20 protein-coding genes are annotated in these 21,777 nt (G+C 30.8%); 9 read left to right on the forward strand and 11 right to left on the reverse strand.

What is annotated here, in order from left to right; translation table 11 throughout:
• Window positions 1–6: 6 nt before the first annotated feature.
• The gene (locus B6F84_RS01205; RefSeq protein ID WP_148690528.1) at window positions 7–1,392 is read right to left on the reverse strand and encodes a tyrosine-protein kinase family protein; all 1,386 of its coding nucleotides are present in this window, start codon (window positions 1,390–1,392) and stop codon (window positions 7–9) included.
• A 593-nt stretch (window positions 1,393–1,985) separates the two neighbouring features.
• Here B6F84_RS01205 and B6F84_RS01210 point away from each other — a divergent pair.
• From B6F84_RS01210 to B6F84_RS01225, 3 genes are all read left to right on the forward strand, one after another.
• Window positions 1,986–2,357: a DUF302 domain-containing protein gene (locus B6F84_RS01210; protein ID WP_236749003.1), complete on the forward strand. Its 372-nt coding sequence runs from the start codon at window positions 1,986–1,988 to the stop codon at window positions 2,355–2,357.
• Window positions 2,358–2,464: 107 nt separating this feature from the next.
• Entirely contained in the window at window positions 2,465–3,178 is a 714-nt protein-coding gene (locus tag B6F84_RS01215; RefSeq protein WP_148690530.1) for a hypothetical protein, read from the forward strand.
• Window positions 3,179–3,384: 206 nt separating this feature from the next.
• Window positions 3,385–3,675, forward strand: coding sequence for a hypothetical protein (locus B6F84_RS01225; protein WP_148690532.1), 291 nt, complete (start codon window positions 3,385–3,387; stop codon window positions 3,673–3,675).
• Window positions 3,676–3,715: 40 nt separating this feature from the next.
• Here the strand turns inward: B6F84_RS01225 and B6F84_RS01230 are convergent, their stop codons facing one another.
• Entirely contained in the window at window positions 3,716–4,693 is a 978-nt protein-coding gene (locus tag B6F84_RS01230) for an MFS transporter (RefSeq protein ID WP_250638082.1), read from the reverse strand.
• Between the two features lie 26 nt (window positions 4,694–4,719).
• Window positions 4,720–5,148, reverse strand: a complete 429-nt coding sequence (locus tag B6F84_RS14165; RefSeq protein WP_250638083.1) for an MFS transporter — start codon at window positions 5,146–5,148, stop codon at window positions 4,720–4,722.
• A gap of 273 nt (window positions 5,149–5,421) precedes the next feature.
• Here B6F84_RS14165 and B6F84_RS01235 point away from each other — a divergent pair, with 273 nt between their 5' ends.
• Window positions 5,422–7,572, forward strand: coding sequence for a molybdopterin-containing oxidoreductase family protein (locus B6F84_RS01235; RefSeq protein WP_187152726.1), 2,151 nt, complete (start codon window positions 5,422–5,424; stop codon window positions 7,570–7,572).
• 39 nt (window positions 7,573–7,611) lie between these two features.
• Here B6F84_RS01235 and B6F84_RS01240 read toward each other — a convergent pair whose 3' ends face one another.
• Window positions 7,612–9,234 (reverse strand): cbb3-type cytochrome c oxidase subunit I, encoded by a 1,623-nt coding sequence (locus B6F84_RS01240; RefSeq protein ID WP_148690533.1) that lies wholly within the window; start codon window positions 9,232–9,234, stop codon window positions 7,612–7,614.
• Window positions 9,235–9,660: 426 nt separating this feature from the next.
• Between B6F84_RS01240 and B6F84_RS01245 the strand changes: the two genes are divergently transcribed.
• The 3 genes from B6F84_RS01245 to B6F84_RS01255 all read left to right on the forward strand — a co-directional run bounded on the left by B6F84_RS01245 (window position 9,661) and on the right by B6F84_RS01255 (window position 11,726).
• Complete coding sequence (locus B6F84_RS01245) at window positions 9,661–10,218, forward strand: acetate uptake transporter (protein ID WP_148690534.1); 558 nt, start codon at window positions 9,661–9,663, stop codon at window positions 10,216–10,218.
• A 99-nt stretch (window positions 10,219–10,317) separates the two neighbouring features.
• Window positions 10,318–11,199, forward strand: a complete 882-nt coding sequence (locus tag B6F84_RS01250) for an NAD(P)-dependent oxidoreductase (protein ID WP_257788613.1) — start codon at window positions 10,318–10,320, stop codon at window positions 11,197–11,199.
• Window positions 11,200–11,276: 77 nt separating this feature from the next.
• Complete coding sequence (locus tag B6F84_RS01255) at window positions 11,277–11,726, forward strand: HPP family protein (RefSeq protein ID WP_148690536.1); 450 nt, start codon at window positions 11,277–11,279, stop codon at window positions 11,724–11,726.
• A 111-nt stretch (window positions 11,727–11,837) separates the two neighbouring features.
• Here the strand turns inward: B6F84_RS01255 and B6F84_RS01260 are convergent, their stop codons facing one another.
• From B6F84_RS01260 to B6F84_RS01270, 3 genes are read right to left on the reverse strand one after another with little or no spacing between them, the layout of a single operon-like run.
• The gene (locus B6F84_RS01260; protein ID WP_148690537.1) at window positions 11,838–12,401 is read right to left on the reverse strand and encodes a DUF3501 family protein; all 564 of its coding nucleotides are present in this window, start codon (window positions 12,399–12,401) and stop codon (window positions 11,838–11,840) included.
• Window positions 12,379–13,566 (reverse strand): heterodisulfide reductase-related iron-sulfur binding cluster, encoded by a 1,188-nt coding sequence (locus tag B6F84_RS01265; protein ID WP_148690538.1) that lies wholly within the window; start codon window positions 13,564–13,566, stop codon window positions 12,379–12,381. Before B6F84_RS01265 ends, B6F84_RS01260 begins: the two co-directional genes overlap by 23 nt.
• A gap of 4 nt (window positions 13,567–13,570) precedes the next feature.
• On the reverse strand, window positions 13,571–14,002 hold the full coding sequence (locus tag B6F84_RS01270) for a rubrerythrin family protein (RefSeq protein ID WP_148690539.1): 432 nt from the start codon (window positions 14,000–14,002) through the stop codon (window positions 13,571–13,573).
• Window positions 14,003–14,213: 211 nt separating this feature from the next.
• Between B6F84_RS01270 and B6F84_RS01275 the strand changes: the two genes are divergently transcribed.
• Window positions 14,214–15,872, forward strand: a complete 1,659-nt coding sequence (locus B6F84_RS01275; protein WP_148690540.1) for a thiamine pyrophosphate-dependent enzyme — start codon at window positions 14,214–14,216, stop codon at window positions 15,870–15,872.
• 4 nt (window positions 15,873–15,876) lie between these two features.
• A complete protein-coding gene (locus B6F84_RS01280; protein WP_148690541.1) occupies window positions 15,877–16,911 on the forward strand; it encodes an NAD(P)/FAD-dependent oxidoreductase in 1,035 nt (344 codons plus the stop codon).
• An 88-nt stretch (window positions 16,912–16,999) separates the two neighbouring features.
• Here B6F84_RS01280 and B6F84_RS01285 read toward each other — a convergent pair whose 3' ends face one another.
• The 4 genes from B6F84_RS01285 to soxA all read right to left on the reverse strand — a co-directional run bounded on the left by B6F84_RS01285 (window position 17,000) and on the right by soxA (window position 21,577).
• Window positions 17,000–17,557 carry a DUF1404 domain-containing protein gene (locus B6F84_RS01285; protein ID WP_148690542.1) on the reverse strand — a complete coding sequence of 186 codons (558 nt, stop codon included), beginning with the start codon at window positions 17,555–17,557 and terminating at the stop codon, window positions 17,000–17,002.
• Between the two features lie 70 nt (window positions 17,558–17,627).
• A complete protein-coding gene (soxC, locus tag B6F84_RS01290; RefSeq protein ID WP_148690543.1) occupies window positions 17,628–19,370 on the reverse strand; it encodes a proton pump complex cytochrome B SoxC in 1,743 nt (580 codons plus the stop codon).
• Window position 19,371: 1 nt separating this feature from the next.
• Window positions 19,372–21,048, reverse strand: a complete 1,677-nt coding sequence (soxB, locus tag B6F84_RS01295; protein ID WP_148690544.1) for a proton pump complex quinol oxidase subunit SoxB — start codon at window positions 21,046–21,048, stop codon at window positions 19,372–19,374.
• 1 nt (window position 21,049) lies between these two features.
• Window positions 21,050–21,577: a proton pump complex quinol oxidase subunit SoxA gene (gene soxA / locus B6F84_RS01300; RefSeq protein WP_187152727.1), complete on the reverse strand. Its 528-nt coding sequence runs from the start codon at window positions 21,575–21,577 to the stop codon at window positions 21,050–21,052.
• Window positions 21,578–21,777: the final 200 nt, after the last annotated feature.

Here is a 21,777-nt window from a genome sequence, read left to right on the forward strand (position 1 = left end):
TTATCATCATATAATTTCTTTTATTTTATATAACCCATCCTCGCTAATCTTTACTAGATAATTTACGTGAGGTTCAATTTCCTCGCATTCGTCTTTTATATCATCGCATATAAGAACAATTGAAGCTTGACTCTTATACTTTAAGGAAGAAATAAGGGTATTCCAAAACTCATACTTTTGTGAAGTCATATCACAACAATTAGATGCTGGAGTTACATCGTTTGTTCTATATAATATTATAATCTTTTCATCATTATTTAATTGAGATAGAATATCAGTTGATAATCTCTTAGCTAATTTCAGTACATCAGCAATGTTTTTACTCATAAATCTTTCTTCTCTATACTTAGGTAAAACTGTAATATTAGTGAATTTAATTTTAGGTAAAGTTTTATCATTAATCTCAGAAAGAATTTTATCATTAGTAGTTATCAGAGCAACAGAAATCTCATTTCTTTGCTGAATATATTCTAAAACATTCTTTGCAAAACGCAGTTTTCCGGAAGACGGTAATCCTCTAACTAATATAACTGTATTAGAATTTACTACCTTAGCTAATTCATTAATTGGATCTGAGGAAATAATCTCTTTTTTATTTTGCTGATTTTCTTGTAACAAAAGTTCAACTAAGTTCTTTATCTCATTTATTTCCGGTAAATCTGTAACACCATAATTTTGAGTATTAAGTGAAGGATAGAGGGGTATTATTAATCCAAATCTAACTAGACTCGTTTTAACTATTTTATCAAGTTTTTCTCTAGCTTTATTAATACTGTCTTCTAAACTAGGCACCATATTTATTATAAATGAGAACGGATAACCAGGCACAGTTGAGTTATTTTCTACATCATTCATGTATTTAACTGTAGTATTTATCACATTTTCAGAGAAATTGGATACATACATCCTTAAACTTTTTGCATTAGTATAAATCGAATAAAAATTTTCCACTTCATGTTTAGCAATTTCGGAATTAAGAAGTATATTAGGTGGATTATCGATTATGAAATATTCGTATTCATCCTTAGATATGAACTCTTTGTATAAAGAAGAAAATTTTTCCTTTAAATCTTGATGCTTATGTATATAGTCAAGATCTTCGTAAGTCCTCTCTCCATCTCCAAACAATTTTAAATTTGCCAATAACCCCTCATTTATATAAATTTTCTTAATACAGTTTTCAAAATTATTTTCTCCAGAAACTACTTTGGTTAATAATCCAGCAGAAGATATATTAAAGACAGAAGAAGAAAAACCAATTATATCTCTATCAACTATTAGAACTTTCTTACCTCTAGAAGCTAATTCTTTGCCAATCATCAAACTTATAGTTGACTTGCCTACTCCTCCTTTTATTCCTAAAACTGTGATTCTATAAGGATTATCAATCATAACCAAATATCACTATTCGTAAACATTAATAAACTTAATATAAAAATATATAAGAACACACCTAACAAAAATATATTAACATGTACATTGCTTTCTATAATTTGTAGAGATATGATATATTTATTTCGATAAAATTATTTTAATATTTTTAATGTATCTATTCACTATTAGTCTGAAAGCTACATTATCCCTTACCGTCCGAAGTTACACAAATCTCATCTGAGGATCAAGACGCTCGTAGGTTCCTCCATTATTACGAGAAAGATTGTAGATATTCATTTGAATCAGCAAGACTTTCTGTTAGCTAGTAGATAAAAGGATTTTTTATAGGAATTTCTCATAGTATCATTAGAGGAGTATAAAGTATTTAAAAGTTAGTTTTTCATAAACTCAACTCATATAGATCTCTATATAGAGAAAATATACATGTAAAACTAATACCTAATAACTGCACAATGGACTTTCTAGACTATTTTAAGGTAATTTTGATAAAGTAAAAAATCTATATTGATAATTTATTAAAAGTTTGCATATGGACTATTAGTACTGAATTTTTAGGATAATTTATTATGTTGTTATTCTCTTTAGTTATTATGATAAGGGAATGCAAGTATAATTTTGATCAATGTGTATCAAATTTAATAAACGCAATAAAATCATTAAATGCTCAAATATTCTGTGAAATAGACCATAGGGAAAATGCAGAAAAAGTGGGTTTAGAAATGAATAAAGCAAAAGTTATATTTTTCGGAAATCCTAAAGTAGGGACTTTACTAATGCAAGAAAAAATAGAGATATGCTATGACTTGCCTTTAAGAATTGCAGTATTTGAGAAAAATAATAAATGTTTTCTGGAATATAAATTACCTAGTGATTTCACAGAAGAATATCAAATAAAAAACGTTGATGTTATAAAAAAGATGGATGAATTCATGGGTAATATTATTAAAAATCTGACAGTATAATATATTTTTTCCTGTTACATTATCTGTAATTACTTTACAATTTATAAAGAATAAAATTTTTTTATAACTAGAAAACCTTAATATGTAGAGTAGTAAGAAAAAATACAATGCTATATAAACTTTCACAGTTGTCTGATTTGCCTATCAGAGATAATGAAATTTCCCTTTTAGTTGATTCTCATGATTATATGAGAAATCTTAATAAACTTGCACTTTTAGATAAAATACATCTTTATACTTTAGATGATTTTTTAATGGAAACTTTAGAATTAGCCGGATCTTTGAGAGAGCTGGGAGTAGTTACTTCTATTAATGATCTACCAGAAAGTAAAGAAGAAAAACTTATGAATGATAATATTTATTTAAACGTAAATATAACTGAACTCAATAAAGAAACTACTTGGAATATAGGTTCTAACATATTCTTATCTGATAATAAATATATAATAGGAAAAGATTTTCCAATACCTGATCCTAGAACAGGAATAATAGGAAATATATTAAGGAAAAATAAAGTAGTAATCTTTCGTAAAATTAAAGAAAATGAAGGAATAGGAGAATTAATAGGAGGAAAATATGATGGAGAAAAATTACTAATAAGACCTAACAGATGGTTAAGCGATTTATCAGTAATCAATATAAAAAGAAATGAGAATAATAATAAAATAATTTCTGATGTCAGAGAATTATTCTGTAGGCCTTTGGGCTCAGCTTATATTCCTGTAACTGAGGATGAATTATTTTCAGTTTTAATTAAATTTAATATGAGAGCTGGTGGATTTCCAAAAGATTGCTATAAAGTCCTAGGTTGGTTGGATTGAAGATAAGTGTAATAGGATATAAGGGAGGAGTAGGGAAAACTACAATAGCTGAATATATAACTAATAGACTAAAAGAGAATTATTATAAAGTAAAGCTAATAAATTCTGATTAAGAAAAAAAGGAAAACGAATATTACGACTTCTATGTATATGATTTAAATTTTAGATTTCCTAGAGATTCATTAAAGATTTTTGTATGTAATCTTATGAGCCTAGATATAACGCATAAGTTTAGCTTATTTGAGGATGGAGATAAAATTTTAATAGTTAATCAGATTTCTCCTATACCTAAGGATATAATAAGTGTAATAAACAAAGTAAATTCAGTTTTGATTGATTTCAACATCGTATATCTTGTTCCTTTTAATGGAGGATTCTTTAACGGCAAAAAAGTAAGAGAACCAGTGCTTGATCACTTAGTAAATACTATCATTCAAGAAGAAAGAGGAATAAAGGAGCATAAGAACGAGAAAGAAATTATTTATCCTTTTGTATAATATATGTAACAAAAATATTTTTATCTTGATTAGTTTTTTCTCAGATTCCAGCTTCAGCTTCGTTTATTTCTTCTAAGCTTCTGTTAATTGTATTAGGTAATATGAATATTAGCACAATACCCATTATTACCATTGGTATTTGGAATCCTATCCAAATTGGAATAGCGCCATAAGTAGAAATTAATGAAAGAATTATAGCTGTCGATATTGCTGCTCCTAAATGCGCAACACCGTCCATAAAAGCGAAGGCTGTAGCTCTAGCATATGTAGGAACATTTTCTGTACCATTTATATAATCCATTTGATTACTCCAACCTACTCCTATGAAATTAGTTAATAGAAATCCTCCTAACATTAAAGGTAAATTAGTTGAAACTGCACCTATAATTGCAATCGTCACTCCTAGAAGCATTCCAACGCCATAGGCTATAGTAGTTAATATTCCTCTTCTTATCTTCTCTACGATGTATCTTAATGCTATAGCTCCTAAGAATGTTGCTACTCCAGCATCTCCGTAGTAAAGCGTAACAGTGTTTGCTATAGAGCTTAATGAGCTTACGCTACTGGTCCACAGTAAAAATTCTGTTAAATATGGATATTCTCCAAAGTAGAAAAAGAATATTGCTAACATAATTACTATTACTCTTAATCTATATTTTGGATTTTTAAATACATAGAATGGATCTACTTTCTTAGTTTGAAAATTATACACTTTAGGTTCTGGTAAAGAAGTTAATCCAGTTTTCTCCATTGCTTTTTTCTCCATATCTTCTACAACTTTTTCTGCTTCTGCTACTTTGCCTTTTAATGCTAACATTCTTACTGTTTCTGTCGCATGTCCTCTAATTGCTAAAACTATAAATGCCAAAGTAGCACCTATACCAAAAATTATCCTCCAGCCTATCACTGGATTCAATACATCAATATAAGATGCCATGAATGGACCTAAACCTAGTCCTGCCCATCCTGCTATATATACTAGGTTAAAGTATTTTGCTCTATTCTTTGCTGGAACCATTTCAACTAGATAAGTTGGGACTAAGATTAATCTCCACCTATTCCCATTCCAGTTAGAAATCTAAATACAGCAAACTCCAAAAATCCATAAGAAAGAGCATTACCTAAACTTCCTATTGCTGTTAAAAACGCTGTAATCATTAACATTGGTTTTCTTCCTATTCTATCTCCTAAGTATCCTAATATTATAGCTCCAGGTATATAGCCAAATAATCCTAGAGATACTACAAAAGATGCTTCTCCGCTAGTTAATCCAGTATATTTCAGTGAAGTAGCTGAGAAAGCTATTCCAATATCTATTACGTCATATAATGCTATGAAATACCCAAAGGCTAAAGCTAGGATTACTGATAAAGGTAATACCATAGTAGGCAATCTATCAATTCTTGCAGTTAATTTAGAGACTATGTTTTGATTTTTATCGGCAGGATTACCAGAAGGATTTCCACTTTGCATAAATTTTATAAAGAAATTAAGTTGCTTAAAAGGTTTATGTTCGCTTTTAAAATTAAAGTATTCCATATATTTCAATAAGTATGACATAATGATAGAACTAAGGTACTAAACATTAATATTAATACTTTTTACTAAAAATTAATTAGATAAGTATAGATTTGAAATTAAAAATAAAAATAGTTAGAATGAATATTTGTATGAAATGACTTACAGTTATAAGCAACTAAAAATCTATTTATATTATTAATAAATTAATTATAACAGTGATAAAAAATGGCTACATTACCTCAAGCATTAACTACCAAATCCTCATTCTTACGATGTTATATGTGCAAAAACATGTGCGGAGTTATTGGAACAGTAGAAGGAAAAACTGTAAGAGTTTCAGCAAATAGGAATCATCCACAGCCAGGCATATGCGGAAGAGGTGCAGCAGGACCATATTTACTAAATCACCCAGATAGATTAAAATCGCCTTTAATAAGGCAAGGAGACAAATTAGTTCCAACTAGTTGGGATAGTGCATTAAATAAAGTAGTAAATTATCTTAAAGAACTAAGAGATCAAGGCCATCCTGAATATCTAGCCATTACATTTCACGATTATGGAAAAGAAATGCTAGAAAGATTTTCTGCGCTTTATGGAACTCCGAATTTAATAGGTCATGAATCAGTTTGCCATGGACCCAGAACAGTAGCTGCTGAATTAGTTTTAGGAGCAGAGGGACCTAGAAGTATAGACCCTGATTATCCAAATTCCAAATTTGTAGTATTTATAGGAAGAAATCCTTTAGAAGGAATAGTACCTGATATAGTTAGAAGAATTGATGAAGGTAGAAAGAAAGGCATGAAAATTGCTGTCATAGATCCAAGAAAATCTGCTATTGCACAAAGATATGCTGATAGATGGATACCAATAAAACCTGGAAGCGATACGGCATTCTTACTTTCTGTAATTTATTATATGATAAATAATAAATTATACGACGAAGATTTTCTGAGCAAATATAGTAATGCAGGTTTACTAATTTACGAGGATAATTTAGCATCTTCTGGAAAATATTCCTCTGACTTACTATATGAAGGAGAAGAAAATGGTAGAAGAGTTTCTACAGCATTTAGATTGCTAATGAAAGAAGGAGAAAAAGTATATCCTAGATTAAAAGATATAACTGGAGCTAATTACGATGATGTTAAGTATATTGCAGAAAATCTATGGGAAAACAGACCATCAGCAGTAATAGACGATGGATGGCACACGTCATTTTCAACAGATTCTAGCTATACCTGGATGTCAGCATTTATCATAGACGCAATGATAGGAAATTTAGACAAGCAAGGTGGATTAATTTTCTCTAAAAAGCCAAAAATTAAATTATATGATTATTCTAACGTAAAAGCAAAAAGGATTGATAAAATAAGATATCCATTAACTTACGCAGCATTCCAAGAAGTTTATAGAAGCATACTCACGGGGAATTCATATCCAATAAAAGCTTTAATGGTAGTAGGAACAAATCTAGATGGCAGAGATCCTAATAGTGACTTAGTTAGAAGAGCTTTAGAAAAAGTTGACTTCCTAGTAGTTATTGATGTAATGCCTTCTGATGTTACACAATACGCAGATGTAGTACTAGCAGAATCTACTTATTTTGAAAGAGATGAATTACCTTTACCAGTAGGATGGACATTGGAAGGATGGATTGACGTTCATCAAAAAGTTATTGATCCATTATATGATACTAAACCACTTTGGTGGATACTATTAGAATTAGAGCATAGATTAGGATTATCTGATGACACTTTTGAAACCCTAGAAAACAGAATACTAAAACAATTCAATATAAATAAGGAAGAACTGTATAAGAAAGGATGCATAAAAATACCATCAGAAATATATGAAGTTTATCCATATAAAGAGAAATTAAATACTTCTTCAGGAAAAATTGAGATATATTCAGAAGAACTAAAGAATAATGGTTATTATCCTATACCTACATATATTGAAAAGAATATAAAACCAAGAGATAAAGACGAATTTTACTTAACTAGCGGACATACACTATACCACACTCAGGATAGTATAACCTTTGACATACCTACACTGATTAGAATAGCTCCAGATAATCCAGTTACTATAAATGAAGAAAAAGCAAAAGAGTTAGGGTTAAAAGATAACGATGTAGTAGAATTAATCTCTTTATCTACTGGAGAAAAAGTAACGTGCAAAGTAAAAATAACTAATGACATAAGAGATGATACAGTATTTACATACTTTGGATTTGGAAGACACTCTAGAGGAGAAAAATTTGCCTATGGACATGGCTTTGACGTTAATAGTTTAATTAGTGACCAACTAACAGATCCAATTTCAGGAAGTATAGCTCAATCTCTAAACATAGTAAAAATAAGAAAAGCTAAATAAATAAGGGTATCTTATAAAAATATCTAAAATTATTTCATTTTAGTTTTTATTAGTTCTTGCTATTCTTAATGTTTTCTCAATTCTACTTATTTTTAAATCATTCTTTATTTCGGCTAGTGTTGGCGCTCCTAATGACATAGCAATACTATTTACTACGTTATCTACGCTAACTCCTTCATAGTTTACAGTTCTTCCTTTTAATAATGTTAAAACAAGATCACCAGCCCATAATAATGTAGCAAAATCAGCTATAAATGCACCAACTGTAGACATTACCTCTGGAGTTACATATGCTGGAATCAACGGGAAAATTTCTGCTTTCCTAATTAATCCTGCTAAACCTTCTAATTCGAAACCAACTATCACTAAAGCTGTTCCTATCATGTAGCCTATCATATGAATCCATCCTAATTTTGTCGAATACCACATTCTTCCAGTCAACATTGGAACCATGTAATATAATGTAGCAAATCCAGCTGGTACAATACTCCAGAATATCATAGCATGGAAGTGACCTGGAACCCACATGCTATCGTGAATTATCGCATCGAATGCTATATCAGCATTAGCTATTCCAGTAACACCTGCACCTATTGCTCCAGCAAAACTTATAGAAATCCATGCTGCTATTAAATTCATTTTTATATTAGCTCCCTTTACTGTAGCCCATAAGTTGAAGAATGTCATCATTGATGGAACAACTACAGCATATGTTAAAACTTCTTGAAGAATCTTTATATCTGTTGGAATATCTGTCATATACAAGTGATGTATTGGTACGTTGTTTGAGAATATTAAGTATAATAGAGCAGCTATTCTTCCGGCTCTATCGCTATATAGTGGTCTTCCAGCTAGTAGAGGAATTAAATAGTACATTGCTCCAACTGCTGGCATCCATGAGATATACACTATAGAATGCCATAGTATTCCAAATGCTATCTGGTTTGCTATTGGATCTAATCCAACTAATCCGTAATAAGCCAGAATATCCCAAGTATTTGCTGCTACTTCTCCGCTCCATCCTAATGCTATCATTAATGAAGTCATTAAAGCAAATACTGCAAATATTGGCAATTTTTCTTTCATTCCCTTAGTTGCCAAGTAGTAATGATAAATTAACCATATTACAAATATGTAAGTACCAATATCCATCAATTCCCAGCCAAAATACCATAAAGGACTAATTACGTATTGAGAGTAGCCTGGTAATCCATATGGATTTAGATAATACCAGCTATTTGCTGGGAAATAATTATCGTTAAACGATGGATATAATACTATTGGCCCTTCTATTAACATAAATGAAATATTAAACAGTATGAATCCAATATTTAAGAACCATTTAGCCCTTGGTTGAAGGTGTAGTAATCTAAATGAAATAAATATGAATATTGCTATCTCTAATTGTACTGCAAATCCAAATAGATCCCTCATTGCATGTAATGCAATAGACCCATAATATTCTTGCGATGTAAAAACTAAAGTAGCAGATGTAGCCCATGCAGCTTCTTGTATTCTAACCATTAACGCGTCTATAATTCCTAAGATTCCCCATATTAAGCTCATTACAATCATAGCCATGGTTATTCTGCTTACCCAATCTTTGTCAAGCTGAAATAATGCATTAACGAGGTTTACCAATACTTTAGTACCAGAATTCATACATAGACATTAACAGGATTTACTATATATCTTTTACTACCTAAGAAATATATACTATTATGTAAATTGATTTAAAAATTTTTGTGATTAATGCAAGATATTTGACCATATCAAGAAAGAATATTTTTTAAATCTATTTGATTTAGTTAAATGAAGAATTAGTATAAAAACAAAAACACAAAATTTGCTTATATTAATAGTTTCTATGAACGAGAATTAGTATAAAGATTATACAAATTTTATAGTGATCTTTAGTTAAAGCTTTAAAGTAATAACTTTTTAATTTATATGCTTGTTGAAAATCTAAACTGGTAGATATTATAATTTTGAACTAAATTAAATATAATATTTTAACAACGTTTTAAAAGCCTGTTGTTAATCTATACATAGGAAAACTTATAATCAAACTATAAATCTAAATTCTCTATGACAGAAGAGAAGAGGGCTAATGCAGCACCCCTCGGATTATCAGGATTCGCACTAACAACACTAGTTTTAAGCTTATACAACGCAGGAATAATAACTTCAGGAGCAGGAACAGTAATAGGATTAGCAGCATTCTACGGAGGATTAGCACAACTACTAGCATCAATACTAGAATGGAGAGCAGGAAACACATTCGGACTAGTAGCATTCTTCACATATGGAGCATTCTGGGAATGGTACTTCATATCATCACTAGGAATAATACCAATAACAAGCATAGGAGTAGGAATAACACTAATAGCATTCGGAATATTCACACTAGCAATGTGGTTCGGAACACTAAAAACAAACATAGGACTATTCACAACATTCCTACTACTATGGATAACATTCTTCCTACTAGGAGCAGGAGCAATGACAAGCAACACTACACTAACTCATGCCGGAGGATACGTAGGAATACTAACAGCAATAGCAGCATGGTACACAGGATTAGCAACAGTAGTAGCAGAAAGCCTAGGAACAAAACCACCAGTAGGAAGAGCAATCTTAAAATAAAGGAAAATTTTCTTCTCTTTTTAGATTTTTATTTGTATAAAATCTGTAAAAAGCTATGCGCTTATCTTAACATTATGCTTAATATTTTATGCCTACTCTATTACCTATATGAAAGTAGGAGTAGTTGGTTTGGGTTTAATGGGATATAGAATTGCTAAGAATTTTGCTAAGGATCAAATGTTAACTGTAGTTTGGAATAGAACTAGAGAAAAGGCTGAAAAATTTTCTAAAGAATTTAATGTTTCTTTTGTTCCTTTAGAGGATTTACCTAAATATTGTGATGTAATAATTTTAGTGTTATCAGATGATAATGCTGTTGAAGAAGTAATAGGAAAAATATTACCTAAAGTTAGAGGGAAAATTATAGTAGATATGTCTACAATTTCCCCTGAGACTTCGATCTCTTTAGCAAAAAGAGTAGATAGTATGGGGGGAATTATGTATGACGCGCCTTTAACTGGATCAGTTGGAATAGAAGAGAGAAAGGCTACAATTATGTTAGGAGGACCAAAAGAGAAGAGTGAAGAAGTAATAGATTTGCTTAAGCATACAGCTAACAATGTTCTTTATATAGGAGGAAATGGATCTGGCTTATTTATGAAATTAGTTAATAATTTGATAGCTAGCGCTTATATGACTGCATTAGCTGAAGCTTATTCCTTAGGAATTAAATCAGGTTTAGATGTGCATAAAATAAGCGAATTCCTTTCAAATTATTCTATTGTCAGCTCGCCTCTTTCTAAACTAAAATGTATAAAAATTGAACAAAGGGATTATTCACCTCAATTCTCTTTAAAACTAATGACTAAGGATTTAAAAATTATAAATAAAGAATGTGAAAATTTAGGTGTGACTAATTTTATATCTTCATTAGTATTAAAATTGCATGAACTAGCTATAAAATATGGTCTAGGTGAATTGGATATGAGTGCTATTGAGATGTTATATGAAAATAAGGATAGTGAAAATCTTAAACAGTAGTCAGTTTTATAAATTATATAATCTAGGTGCAAATTTCTCATATAAGTTTTTAATATAAAAATTCCTGATTTTTATTTATGTATTTTCCTTCAAAAAAGAAGAAAATTATTTCAATTATTAATCTTATAATCTCAATTTCTTTACTCGTTGCAATTACTGTATATACTCGTACAGAATTCATATTGCCACCTTTCTTGGCTACAGCTGCTACAAAATATCCTGATCCTGAGTGGAGAAGGTATAGAAGTTATAATATTCTTATTTCTTATCTGTTGTCTGGAGCTATTGCAGTGATTTTTTGTCTCTTTGGATTGTATGGATTAACGTTTGGCGTTTTAGCTTCTTTTATCTCTTTCATAATTGAAGTTGTAGTTAATATAGAGCATCCTCCGTCTATTTTAGCTTCTTTACTAGGTGTATTAGAAAAAGTTAATCCATTATACTTAATTCACCCAATTTTATCTGGAGTTATAGTTGTAGAGGGTATAAATTATTTATTAACTAAGTATGTTGAACCAAAAATTTGATAAAAAGATCAGTTATCTTGATAGTATTAAAGGCAAAATATCTAATTTTATTCAATTCATTACAATAACAATATGTTTCTATTCACATCTTACAATAGCATAGTTTTATGTTTAGCATTCAGTATATGCTTCTTCTATTAGTTTCTTTGCTAATTCTTCAGGTACTTTAACTTTTACTTTATAGTTCTCGTGAACTACGTTAACTTCAATATCTGTAGATTTCTCTCCTTCTAGATTAAAGGACAAAGGCTGAACTGTTGAGAAAGCGTGTCCTTGATTTCTTCCATTTTCTGGTTCTCCTTGAATTATTCTTTTTCCTACTCTTAAAAATATGGAATTATATATTCCTGGCAATGTATTAAATACGTTTTCTAGATCTTTTTCATCTTCAGCATATACATATAATGTAGCTTTGATTTTTCCATCACAAGGCAACCAAGTATAGTAAGTTTCTATTTCTTCTTTAATATCTTCAATTTTAGTTAACTTATCTAGATAAACCATTTCTTGAATTTGATGTAATACTGTGTCTCTATTCTCAAATAGTAGACCTAGCCTATCTCCCAGTTCAATTCTTCTACTTTTTTTAATTTCAACTATTTTTCTTATTACTTCATATCTTATTTTTTCATATTCATTCCAAGGTATTATATCACTTGGAGTTATCTGAATTATTCATCACCTCTTTTATTACTTGAATTGGATGTAATGGTTTTCTTCCAGATGCTTTTTCTATTTGTAATCCGGCTAATGGGCACTCTGTAACTAAAAGATCAGCTTTCGATTCGGAAAAGGCTTCCATCATTTTAGAACCTATTCTTTTTGCTTTAGAATAGTTCCTTAATCCCCAACCTCCGTCAATACCTGAACATCCTTTATCAGCTATTTCTATCTTTCCTTTTACTCCTCTCATTAATTGTACTCCAGGTAATCCTACTCCTAAGTATTTCAAATGACATGGAGTATGATAGAATATGCTTTTACTTAAATCTCCTTTTATGTCGATTTTACCTTCCCTTTTTAGTTTTAGTAAGTATTCCATTGCATCGTATACTTTTACTGGATCTTTATCTAAAATGTACTTATACTCTTTTGTTAGCATTAAAGTGCAAGTAGGAATTGGTGATATAATATCATATCCTTCTTCTACAAATTTTTTCAATAAATTAAAATTATACTCTGCATTATTCTTTAAAGTTACGGCATCGCCTACGTCTAGCATTGGAGCTCCACAGCATCTAAATTTTGCTGTTTTTACTTCTATACCTAACTTATTATATACTTCAATTAGATCATTTCCGATTTCAGGATAGAAATTTTCAACTAAACATGTATGAAATAGAACTACCTTAGCCTTAGGATTTTGGACTTCCTTAGGCTTTGCTGTAGATAAAAATCCTTCTTCAGAAACTTTTAATTCTGGGGCATCATCGCTCTCAAGAGTTTTAACCATTTGTTTTGCTAACGGTCTTACTAATCCTGCGTAATCCAACATTTCGTAAAATCTTTCTTTTAAAGGAATTCCTTTTTTTGATCTATAGTAAAGCCAAGCCCAACTCATTAAATGAGGAAAATCCATGTTAAATTCATGAGGAGGAGTATATGGACAATTAACAAAACATAAATTACAATGGAAGCAATCTTTTGAAATATCAAATAGATCCTCTAACGAAAGGGCTTTTGGTCCCTTTCCGTCAGTTAGTTTAAACATTTTGGGAAATGCATCACAATAATTAAAGCATCTTCGACAACCATGACATACGGAAGCTTGTCTTATAAATTCTGACTGTAATTTTTCAGTATTAAAAAAATCTGGATTATCTTTATTTAATGAGTACATACATTTATTCGCCTTTAAGCATCTTCAACGCTGAAGTATACTTTTCTGCGTGGCTCTTTTCTGCTCTAGCTAATGTTTCGAACCATTCTGCAGCTTCGTCAAATCCTTCTTCTCTAGCAACCTTAGCAAATCCAGGGTACATTTGGGTAAATTCGTAAGTTTCTCCAGCTACGGCTGATTGTAACATATCTTCTAAAGTCTTTATTGGCTTGCCTGTTGCTGGATCTACTGAATCACCTTGTCTTATGAAATCTAAATGACCGAAAGCGTGAGCTGTTTCACCTTCTGCAATGCTTCTGAATAATGCTGCTAATTCTGGATATCCTTCTTCATCTGCCCTCTTTGCAAAATATAAGTATCTTCTGTTCGCCATAGATTCTCCTATAAAGCCGTTCTTGAAGTTCTCTTCTGTTTTAGTACCTTTCAAGCTTTTCATGTTCTCATTATCTATTTTATTATGTTTATATTTAAATGTTTCTAATATCAACCAACTAGCATATAAGGTTAATTTTTATTTAATAATTATTCTAAGAATACGTTACATTTTTTACCTTAAAAAATATCTTGATAATAAAAATTATTAAATATTTTTCTCTTTATCATGAATATATACATAAAAATTTTAATTATGTTGTATTAGCTATGATATGGCAAAATCTGTAGCAGAAATAATAATAGAAACATTAGTTAAGGCAGGAGTAAAAAGAATATATGGAATACCAGGCGATTCAATAGATCCTTTAATGGATGCTATGAGAAGAAATAAAGAAATTAAATATGTTCAAGTTAGACATGAAGAAGGTGCAGCTTTTGCTGCGTCTGTAGAATCTAAGCTTACTGGAAATGTTACTGCTTGTATGGGAACATCTGGACCAGGATCAATTCACCTCTTAAATGGATTATATGATGCTAAAATGGATCATGCTTCAGTAATAGCTCTTACTGGTCAAGTTGAAAGCGATATGATAGGCCATGACTATTTTCAAGAGGTTAACATGGTAAAATTATTTGATGACGTATCAGTATTCAATCAGATCTTGATAAATCCTAAGAATGCTGGTTATCTAATTTGGAGGGCTATTCATGAGGCTAAAACTAAAAAGGGCGTAGCTCATCTTAACTTACCAGTAGATATTCTGAGAATGGATGGAGAGGAATATGATGGAGAAATTGATTCTCCTAGAATTAGCTATAATTTTCCGGATCTAGATAAAGCAATAGAACTTATAGATAACAGTAAATCTCCGGTAATTATGATTGGAGGAGGAGCTAGAGGATTTTCAAAATTAATAGATGATTTTAGTGAGAAGATTGGAGCTCCTATAATTTATGCTCTAAATGGTAAAGGAGTTCTATCAGATTATGATGAAAAAGTTATGGGTGGAATAGGTTTACTTGGAACTAAACCATCGGTTGAGGCATTAAACAAAACTGATTTATTAATCTTACTAGGTACTTCTTTTCCTTATATAAACTTCTTACCTAAGGACGTTAACGTCATTCAAGTTGATAATAACCCTGCTAACATTAGTAAAAGAGTAAGAGTTACAGTTTCTTTAATAGGCGATGTTGAAGAATTTTTATCCAAAGCTATATTGAAAATTAAGGAAAAAGATGATAAGTTCTACCTAAAAATGAAGGAGTCAAAAGAAAAATGGTTCAAAGAGTTGAATAAAGTAGAAACTGAAAATTCTAGACCAATGAAGCCTCAAAGAGTAGCTTATGAGTTATCTAAAGTGTTTACTGATGGAGTTATAGTAGTAGATACTGGGAATGTGACTATGTGGGGAGCTAGGAATTTTAAGGCTTCCGGAAATCAAAGATTTGTATTTTCAGCCTGGTTAGGATCAATGGGAATAGGAGTTCCAGGTGCTGTAGGAGCTTCTTTCGTATCAGATAATGTATTAGCTCTAGTCGGTGATGGGGGTTTCGCAATGACTATGATGGAACTTATAACAGCTAAGAAATATTCCAGACCTATCAAAGTAGTTATATTTAATAATTCTAAACTAGGAATGATAAAATTTGAAGAAGAAGTTATGGGATATCCAGAATGGGGTGTTGAACTTTATAATCCTGATTTTGCTAAATTGGCTGAATCTATAGGAATAAATGGTATAACTGTTGAAGATCCTAACGATCTTTCATCAGCTATCAAGGAAATGAAAGAAAGTGAAGGACCATTCGTACTTAACGCTATTGTCGATCCTAACGAAAGACCAATGCCACCAAAACTTACGTTTACTCAAGCCAAAAACTATGTTTTATCAATTTTTAGAGAAAAATTAGAGCCTACTGAAGAGTGAAAAAATGAGAACTGTTATAATAGGTGGTGGATTTGCCGGAATTTCTGCAAAATGCAAATATCCTGATTCGATTTTAATTGATAAAAATGAGTATTTTTTGATGACACCGAAGCTTGTTGACACTATTGCAAATGGAGAAAGTTCACTATTTTACAGAAAACCAGACGTTAATGCAGAAGTTTTAAACATAAATTTTCAGGAGAAGAAGATAATAACAAATAAAGGAAATATAAGTTATGATAAGCTAATAATAGCTTTAGGTTATTCTCAGGATTTGTCCAAAATAAAGGGAGCTAAAGACCATGTCATGAAATTAGAGACTTTCGAAGATGCCATGAAAATACGTAATGAAATAGAGAAAGCTAACACTTTAATAGTAATTGGAGGAGGAGATTTAGGAGTAGAAGTAATAGGAAGCACAGTAGAGTTATTAAGTAAAATAAAAAGAAAGGGAAAAGAAAGAGTAGTGTTAATAAATAGAGGACCAAGAATTTTGCCTCATATGCCTGAAAAAATATCTCTAGAAGCCGAAAGAATTCTGACTGAATTAGGAGTTGAATTGATTTTAAATGTATCTGTAGAAGAGATTAGAGGTAAAACAGTTATAACAAATAAAGGAGACTTTTCGGGAGATCATATATTCTATGCAGGAGGAATCAAAGGGCCAGATTTTTTAAGTAAACTTAAGATCAGTTTGAAAAACGAAAAAATAGAAGTAAATGAAGATTTATCTTCTGTTGATTATAAGGATGTATATGGAGCCGGAGCTTGTGCCTCTATTTTTTATCCTTCTACTGCAGAAGTTTCTATGCAATCTGGAGTTCATGCTATAACGAATGCGGTTGAAGGTAGAGATGACAAATTTGAACCAAAACCTTTAGCTGATGTAGTTGATATTGATAATAATTTTATGGGAGTTTTCATGGGGTTTCCAATAATTGGATCTTATGCAAAAATTTTAAAAAGTTTGGCTTTAATTAATGTTTATTATAAGATAAATAAAGTAAATTCTTTCTCAAATAAGTTTAATATATTATAAAATAGAATATATATTTTATAATAGTGTTTAATGTAACTTTATAAAATAAAAATTAAAATTCAGAGAAGGTTTTTACCATCATATTTATTCAAAATAATAGCTCTTTGAGAAATTTTCCAAATACATATATTATAATAGCTGACATATCTACCCACATTGCAATGGCAGTATTGATTTCTTGTGATAATGAATAAGGAGAAAAGGTATATACAGCATTGGAGTAAGCTGGAATTTGAAGAAGAAATACTACTGATAAAATAGTATCAACTGTCATCCATAATATAAGTAATGAAAATCTTGAAAACAAGGAAAGTTTGTAAGATCCTAGTCCAGCTAATATTCCTGCTAATATGAAGAAAATGTCATTTAAACCTCTAAAAAGTGGATAAGCTGCAGCTAAAGCAAAGAAATAAGGTATATGCCAAAAACCTATTATAATAGCTGAAGGAATAATCCATAAAGGAGAACTTCTTAATACCTTATAAGATAATAAGAAACCTCCTATGAATAACAGGTAGTGAGCAGTCATAAATAGCCATTGATATAAGGTTTCTTGAGTTTCTACGTAAGGATTCAAGACTGCGATCAAAAGTATAATAGGAGCTATAAAATGTGTAATCTTTAATTTTTTCTTATCAATCTCCATACTGTAATATTTGATTATAAACTAAAAAAGCTTTCTATTATAATTTAAGAAAAAAATAAATATTTTTATTCTAATCTTTTACATATACTAGATAATGATATAGATTTATTGCATATCCCCATAAGAACATTATTACTCCTAAATCTATTCCTGCGTAAGTGCTCGCTACTCCTACACTCGGCAATCTTAGCATTAGTACGAACAGTATTATAGTTATAACGAGGATTACAGGAATTGCGAAGAATGCCATCTTCTTTGTGATTGGAAATTCAGATTTTGTAGATAAATTATTATCATGATTGTTAAATCCTTTAACTAATTTTGATACATAATGATATACTAAAACTCCTAGTGGGAATAATAGCAATAGTCCAAGTAAATTAGGTTTCAATAAGAAGTCACCAAAAGTACCAGCAAATAATAAAGAAACAACAGAAGTACCTAGTATAGATGTTGGAGTTACCTTTGGAATTTGAGTATTAGCTAATTGCTTTTCTGTCTTTTTCTTTTTGCCTCCTAAGAAGTATATTAACACGGCCATTATTATTGCAGGTATACCTAGAACTTCAGCTTGTTCTGTAAATGGAGCTGGCACACCAGGATAGAAATATCCCCATACTGATAACGCTATTAAGGAATATATTAGAACACACATTACCCATGTCCAGAATTTTCTACTGTTTAAATACATAATATTGCTATTTTCAAAAAATGGTATCAACATAAGCACTACTAATCCTACTACTAATATAGCAACTACCATAGATGGCAGTAATGGTATTCCATTAGGTAGAAGGAAGTCTACAAATTTATATAAGAATAGGAAGAACCATGGAGGATAAGGCTGAGTATGTATTGCAGCAGTAGTAAATGCCTGAGGTGCAGGGAACGGATTAATAACTAATGGAAGTTGTATTTTAGTTCCAAATATTACAGCTCCGTTTAAATTAGCTAAAACATCTGGAACTATAAGTATTATACCCCAAGTCATAAGAACTAACGAAAGCATATAAACGAAATTTCTTGGCCACCATGGATTAAATCTTTGTTGCTCCTCCTTAGAATAATATGCTGGAACATATGGCTTCTCTTTTGATGATGGCGTCATTCCATATCTTTCTGAAAGCATTAGATGAAACACAAACAGAAGTCCAATTAATGCTACCATAATTATATGCCAACCCAATATCCTATCGAAGAATTCGCTTCTAACTATAGGATTACTAGATTCTACAGCATCAATACCAGGTCCAAATAACCAGCCAACAACTGTAGTAGCTCCAGGAAATCCAGTACCTATTAGTAATGAGCTTCCTATATCTACCGCGTTTATACCTAGTACGTCTCCGACCAGACTGTAACCGAAAAACGATGCTCCAAGAGTAAGAGCTAAAAGCAGTATACCAGTTACCCATTGTAATTCTCTAGGTTTTTTGTACGATCCTTTGAAAAAGTTTCTAAACATATGTATATATACAAGGATTATCATTATGTATGCTCCATATAAATGACTAAATAAAATAACTGCACCATATGGAATTGTATTAATTATAGCTTGAGTTTGAGCATAAGCATTAGCAGGCTCATAAAGTAAAAGCAGTATAAGACCCGTAATTACAGTATAAACGAAACTAGCAGCAACTAAACCTCCTAACCAATACGATACATTATACATATAATCTGGAGTCCTGAATAATGGAGCTTCATTTATACCTACTCTATCTAGTATAGCATTAAAGAATCCTTGGCTTTTATTATTTTTTTCTTCTCTTTCTGTTTCTTCATTTTTGTTTTTCTCTTCCCTTTCTTCCATTTTAAGACCCTCCTAATATATCTTTTCTTATTATATTCTTGAGACCGTTTAAATCTATTTCTTGTTTATTTATATTATTTAATAAATCATTATTATTTTTATTATAAACTTTAATTTCCTTCACATAGCTCATTGTTCCAGGCATTGAGGGAACAGACAATGATATTCCAGAGGGAGTAGAAGTCCTCACATATTCTGCTATTGCTGTAGATATTGTAACAACTAAACCAGGAATTCCTATTTCAGCTAAGAATGACATTAATTCCATATATGGAACAAACATAGGAGGATAAGCGATTACTCTTCTTAATAATCCTAAATATCCTGCTGCACTCATTAAATATCCTACAGTAACGAAAGGAATTGTCCACCAAATGATTCCTGCTAACATTAGTTTTGTAGCTTTAGCGCTAAAGTTAAGATTAGGATTAGTAACTTTCAATAAATCTATAAACACTCCAGTAAATCCTACTAATATTAATGTCCATATAATTAAATGGAAATGTCCAACTACATAGTACGTATTATGTATTACTCCATTTATTATGTTTATAGGTAACGGTAGGGCTTGAACTCCACCTATTATAAATCCTATTAATGCTACAAGAAATGTTAAACCGAGGGGATCTTTGTAATTATATCCATTAGAAGTTAATATAGTAAGTCCTAAATTAAGTACAGTAAGCCCTGAACCTGATGCTAGAATTAATGTAGATACCGTTATCCATGCTCTTAAATCTACAGGTAATGGGAAAGTTTGTAAATGATGTACCCATATTAGCATAGAACCTATAGCTAAGAGAAAGATATTCCATCTAGCCCACTTTTCACTAAATAAACTTCTCTTAGCGTAGATTGGTATATAATAATATAATGCTCCGAAAAGAGGAAAAGGAACATAGTAGACTACTGGATGCCCATAGAACCAGAACAAGATTACCCATAGTAGAGGATTAACCTTTACTATACTTGGTAACCATATTGCCATAGTATACCATAGTTCTGATGCAGTTAATGCAGGTAAAGTTATAGCGATAACTAAAGAGAAAGCTACTCCATAAGCTGCGAAGATATTTATTTTCTTATCTTTAGGTTTAGTTAAATAAGCATCAATTACTAGAGTTAAAGCTGCTATAGCCCCGCATGCACTGTTAAATGCTAGTGCTAAGTAACCAGCACCCATCATTGCTCCATGATATATTCTAAATGCTTGGAATAGTGAATTGTCTTCTATCGCTAATGGTGGATACATGTACCATCCCATATCAGGACCTCCAAATAATGCAAATACTAGGCCAAGATTAGATATCCAGAACATTGAGGTTACAAGTCTTCTATGAACTACAGATAGTCCAGATTTGTACATTGAAAATATTATTATTCCTAAAGCTGCGTCTGGTACTAGTCCTAACATAGCACTCCAACCATGTATAGTTAACATAGTGTAGTAAATTGGACCTACAGCAGGAGAATTTTGACTATATACTAGGTAGGTTCTCATATTCATTGCTGCAGTACCTAATGTTATCAGCCAAGCTACAGCGCCAAACATATATAACCATACTAAGCCTATTGTATCCTTTGGATTAGCTACTTTCTTGGCTTTATCTAGAAAATTTACTATTACTTTTTTTGTATTATATAAGATTAAACTTAAAATTGATAAGTAGGAACTCATTTTATTTCACCTCTAATATTCCAGTAAAATACGAAAAATTGTATGCTGAATATTCTGGATCCCTCCAAGTATAGTTACCTGGTTGAGAAGGAGTAACAAAATATACGTAATTGTCATAACCTGGAGGAGCATTTATGTTTATAACTCCATCTGGCAGTCTCATGAAAAACCCTGTAATAACGTCAGGTGAATGTAAGATTATTACTACTGGTTGGCTTGTATTTGCTATAATAATATTTGGTGTAAATCCTTTTAATTGAGTTATAGTCATATTAACTACTAAAATTCCATTAACAACTTCCCATGAACTGTTAGCTGGAGGATGAGAATCGAAATATATTACTGCAGTTTGAGCATTTTTCGGCATTCCAGAAAATAATGGCAAACCGTATCTATATGTAGTGCTAGTTCCATGGGTTACGCCATAAATGTTCCATCCTACAAATATTGCCACAAGAATTAACATTACTATAAACCATGCTAACTCTGCATGGTGTTTAAGTTTTTCTGGAAAAGTCATTTTAATCATGTTAATTGTCATTAACAGAGGTTATAAATGTTATTTTTAATAACTTTAATGATTACGATATTTTTGTGTCTAAGTTATACAGAATAACATTCTAAACATAATTAATTTATTTAAAAATATTTCTTTTAACTTAGTTCAATTATACAAAGTTTGAACAATATATAGATTTTAAAGATATTTCTTAAATTTTTTTAGAAAGT

It is taken from the genome of Acidianus manzaensis (assembly GCF_002116695.1).
In the GTDB taxonomy this organism is placed as follows: domain Archaea; phylum Thermoproteota; class Thermoprotei_A; order Sulfolobales; family Sulfolobaceae; genus Acidianus; species Acidianus manzaensis.

What these genes read in the sequence shown, in the direction of transcription:
- B6F84_RS01205 (WP_148690528.1), bottom strand. Translation starts at nt 1,392, where the DNA reads ATGATTGATAATCCTTATAGAATCACAGTTTTAGGAATAAAAGGAGGA.
- B6F84_RS01210 (WP_236749003.1), top strand. Translation starts at nt 1,986, where the DNA reads ATGATAAGGGAATGCAAGTATAATTTTGATCAATGTGTATCAAATTTA.
- B6F84_RS01215 (WP_148690530.1), top strand. Translation starts at nt 2,465, where the DNA reads ATGCTATATAAACTTTCACAGTTGTCTGATTTGCCTATCAGAGATAAT.
- B6F84_RS01225 (WP_148690532.1), top strand. Translation starts at nt 3,385, where the DNA reads ATGAGCCTAGATATAACGCATAAGTTTAGCTTATTTGAGGATGGAGAT.
- B6F84_RS01230 (WP_250638082.1), bottom strand. Translation starts at nt 4,693, where the DNA reads ATGGTTCCAGCAAAGAATAGAGCAAAATACTTTAACCTAGTATATATA.
- B6F84_RS14165 (WP_250638083.1), bottom strand. Translation starts at nt 5,148, where the DNA reads ATGCAAAGTGGAAATCCTTCTGGTAATCCTGCCGATAAAAATCAAAAC.
- B6F84_RS01235 (WP_187152726.1), top strand. Translation starts at nt 5,422, where the DNA reads ATGGCTACATTACCTCAAGCATTAACTACCAAATCCTCATTCTTACGA.
- B6F84_RS01240 (WP_148690533.1), bottom strand. Translation starts at nt 9,234, where the DNA reads ATGAATTCTGGTACTAAAGTATTGGTAAACCTCGTTAATGCATTATTT.
- B6F84_RS01245 (WP_148690534.1), top strand. Translation starts at nt 9,661, where the DNA reads ATGACAGAAGAGAAGAGGGCTAATGCAGCACCCCTCGGATTATCAGGA.
- B6F84_RS01255 (WP_148690536.1), top strand. Translation starts at nt 11,277, where the DNA reads ATGTATTTTCCTTCAAAAAAGAAGAAAATTATTTCAATTATTAATCTT.
- B6F84_RS01265 (WP_148690538.1), bottom strand. Translation starts at nt 13,566, where the DNA reads ATGTACTCATTAAATAAAGATAATCCAGATTTTTTTAATACTGAAAAA.
- B6F84_RS01270 (WP_148690539.1), bottom strand. Translation starts at nt 14,002, where the DNA reads ATGAAAAGCTTGAAAGGTACTAAAACAGAAGAGAACTTCAAGAACGGC.
- B6F84_RS01275 (WP_148690540.1), top strand. Translation starts at nt 14,214, where the DNA reads ATGGCAAAATCTGTAGCAGAAATAATAATAGAAACATTAGTTAAGGCA.
- B6F84_RS01280 (WP_148690541.1), top strand. Translation starts at nt 15,877, where the DNA reads ATGAGAACTGTTATAATAGGTGGTGGATTTGCCGGAATTTCTGCAAAA.
- B6F84_RS01285 (WP_148690542.1), bottom strand. Translation starts at nt 17,557, where the DNA reads ATGGAGATTGATAAGAAAAAATTAAAGATTACACATTTTATAGCTCCT.
- soxC (WP_148690543.1), bottom strand. Translation starts at nt 19,370, where the DNA reads ATGGAAGAAAGGGAAGAGAAAAACAAAAATGAAGAAACAGAAAGAGAA.
- soxB (WP_148690544.1), bottom strand. Translation starts at nt 21,048, where the DNA reads ATGAGTTCCTACTTATCAATTTTAAGTTTAATCTTATATAATACAAAA.
- soxA (WP_187152727.1), bottom strand. Translation starts at nt 21,577, where the DNA reads ATGATTAAAATGACTTTTCCAGAAAAACTTAAACACCATGCAGAGTTA.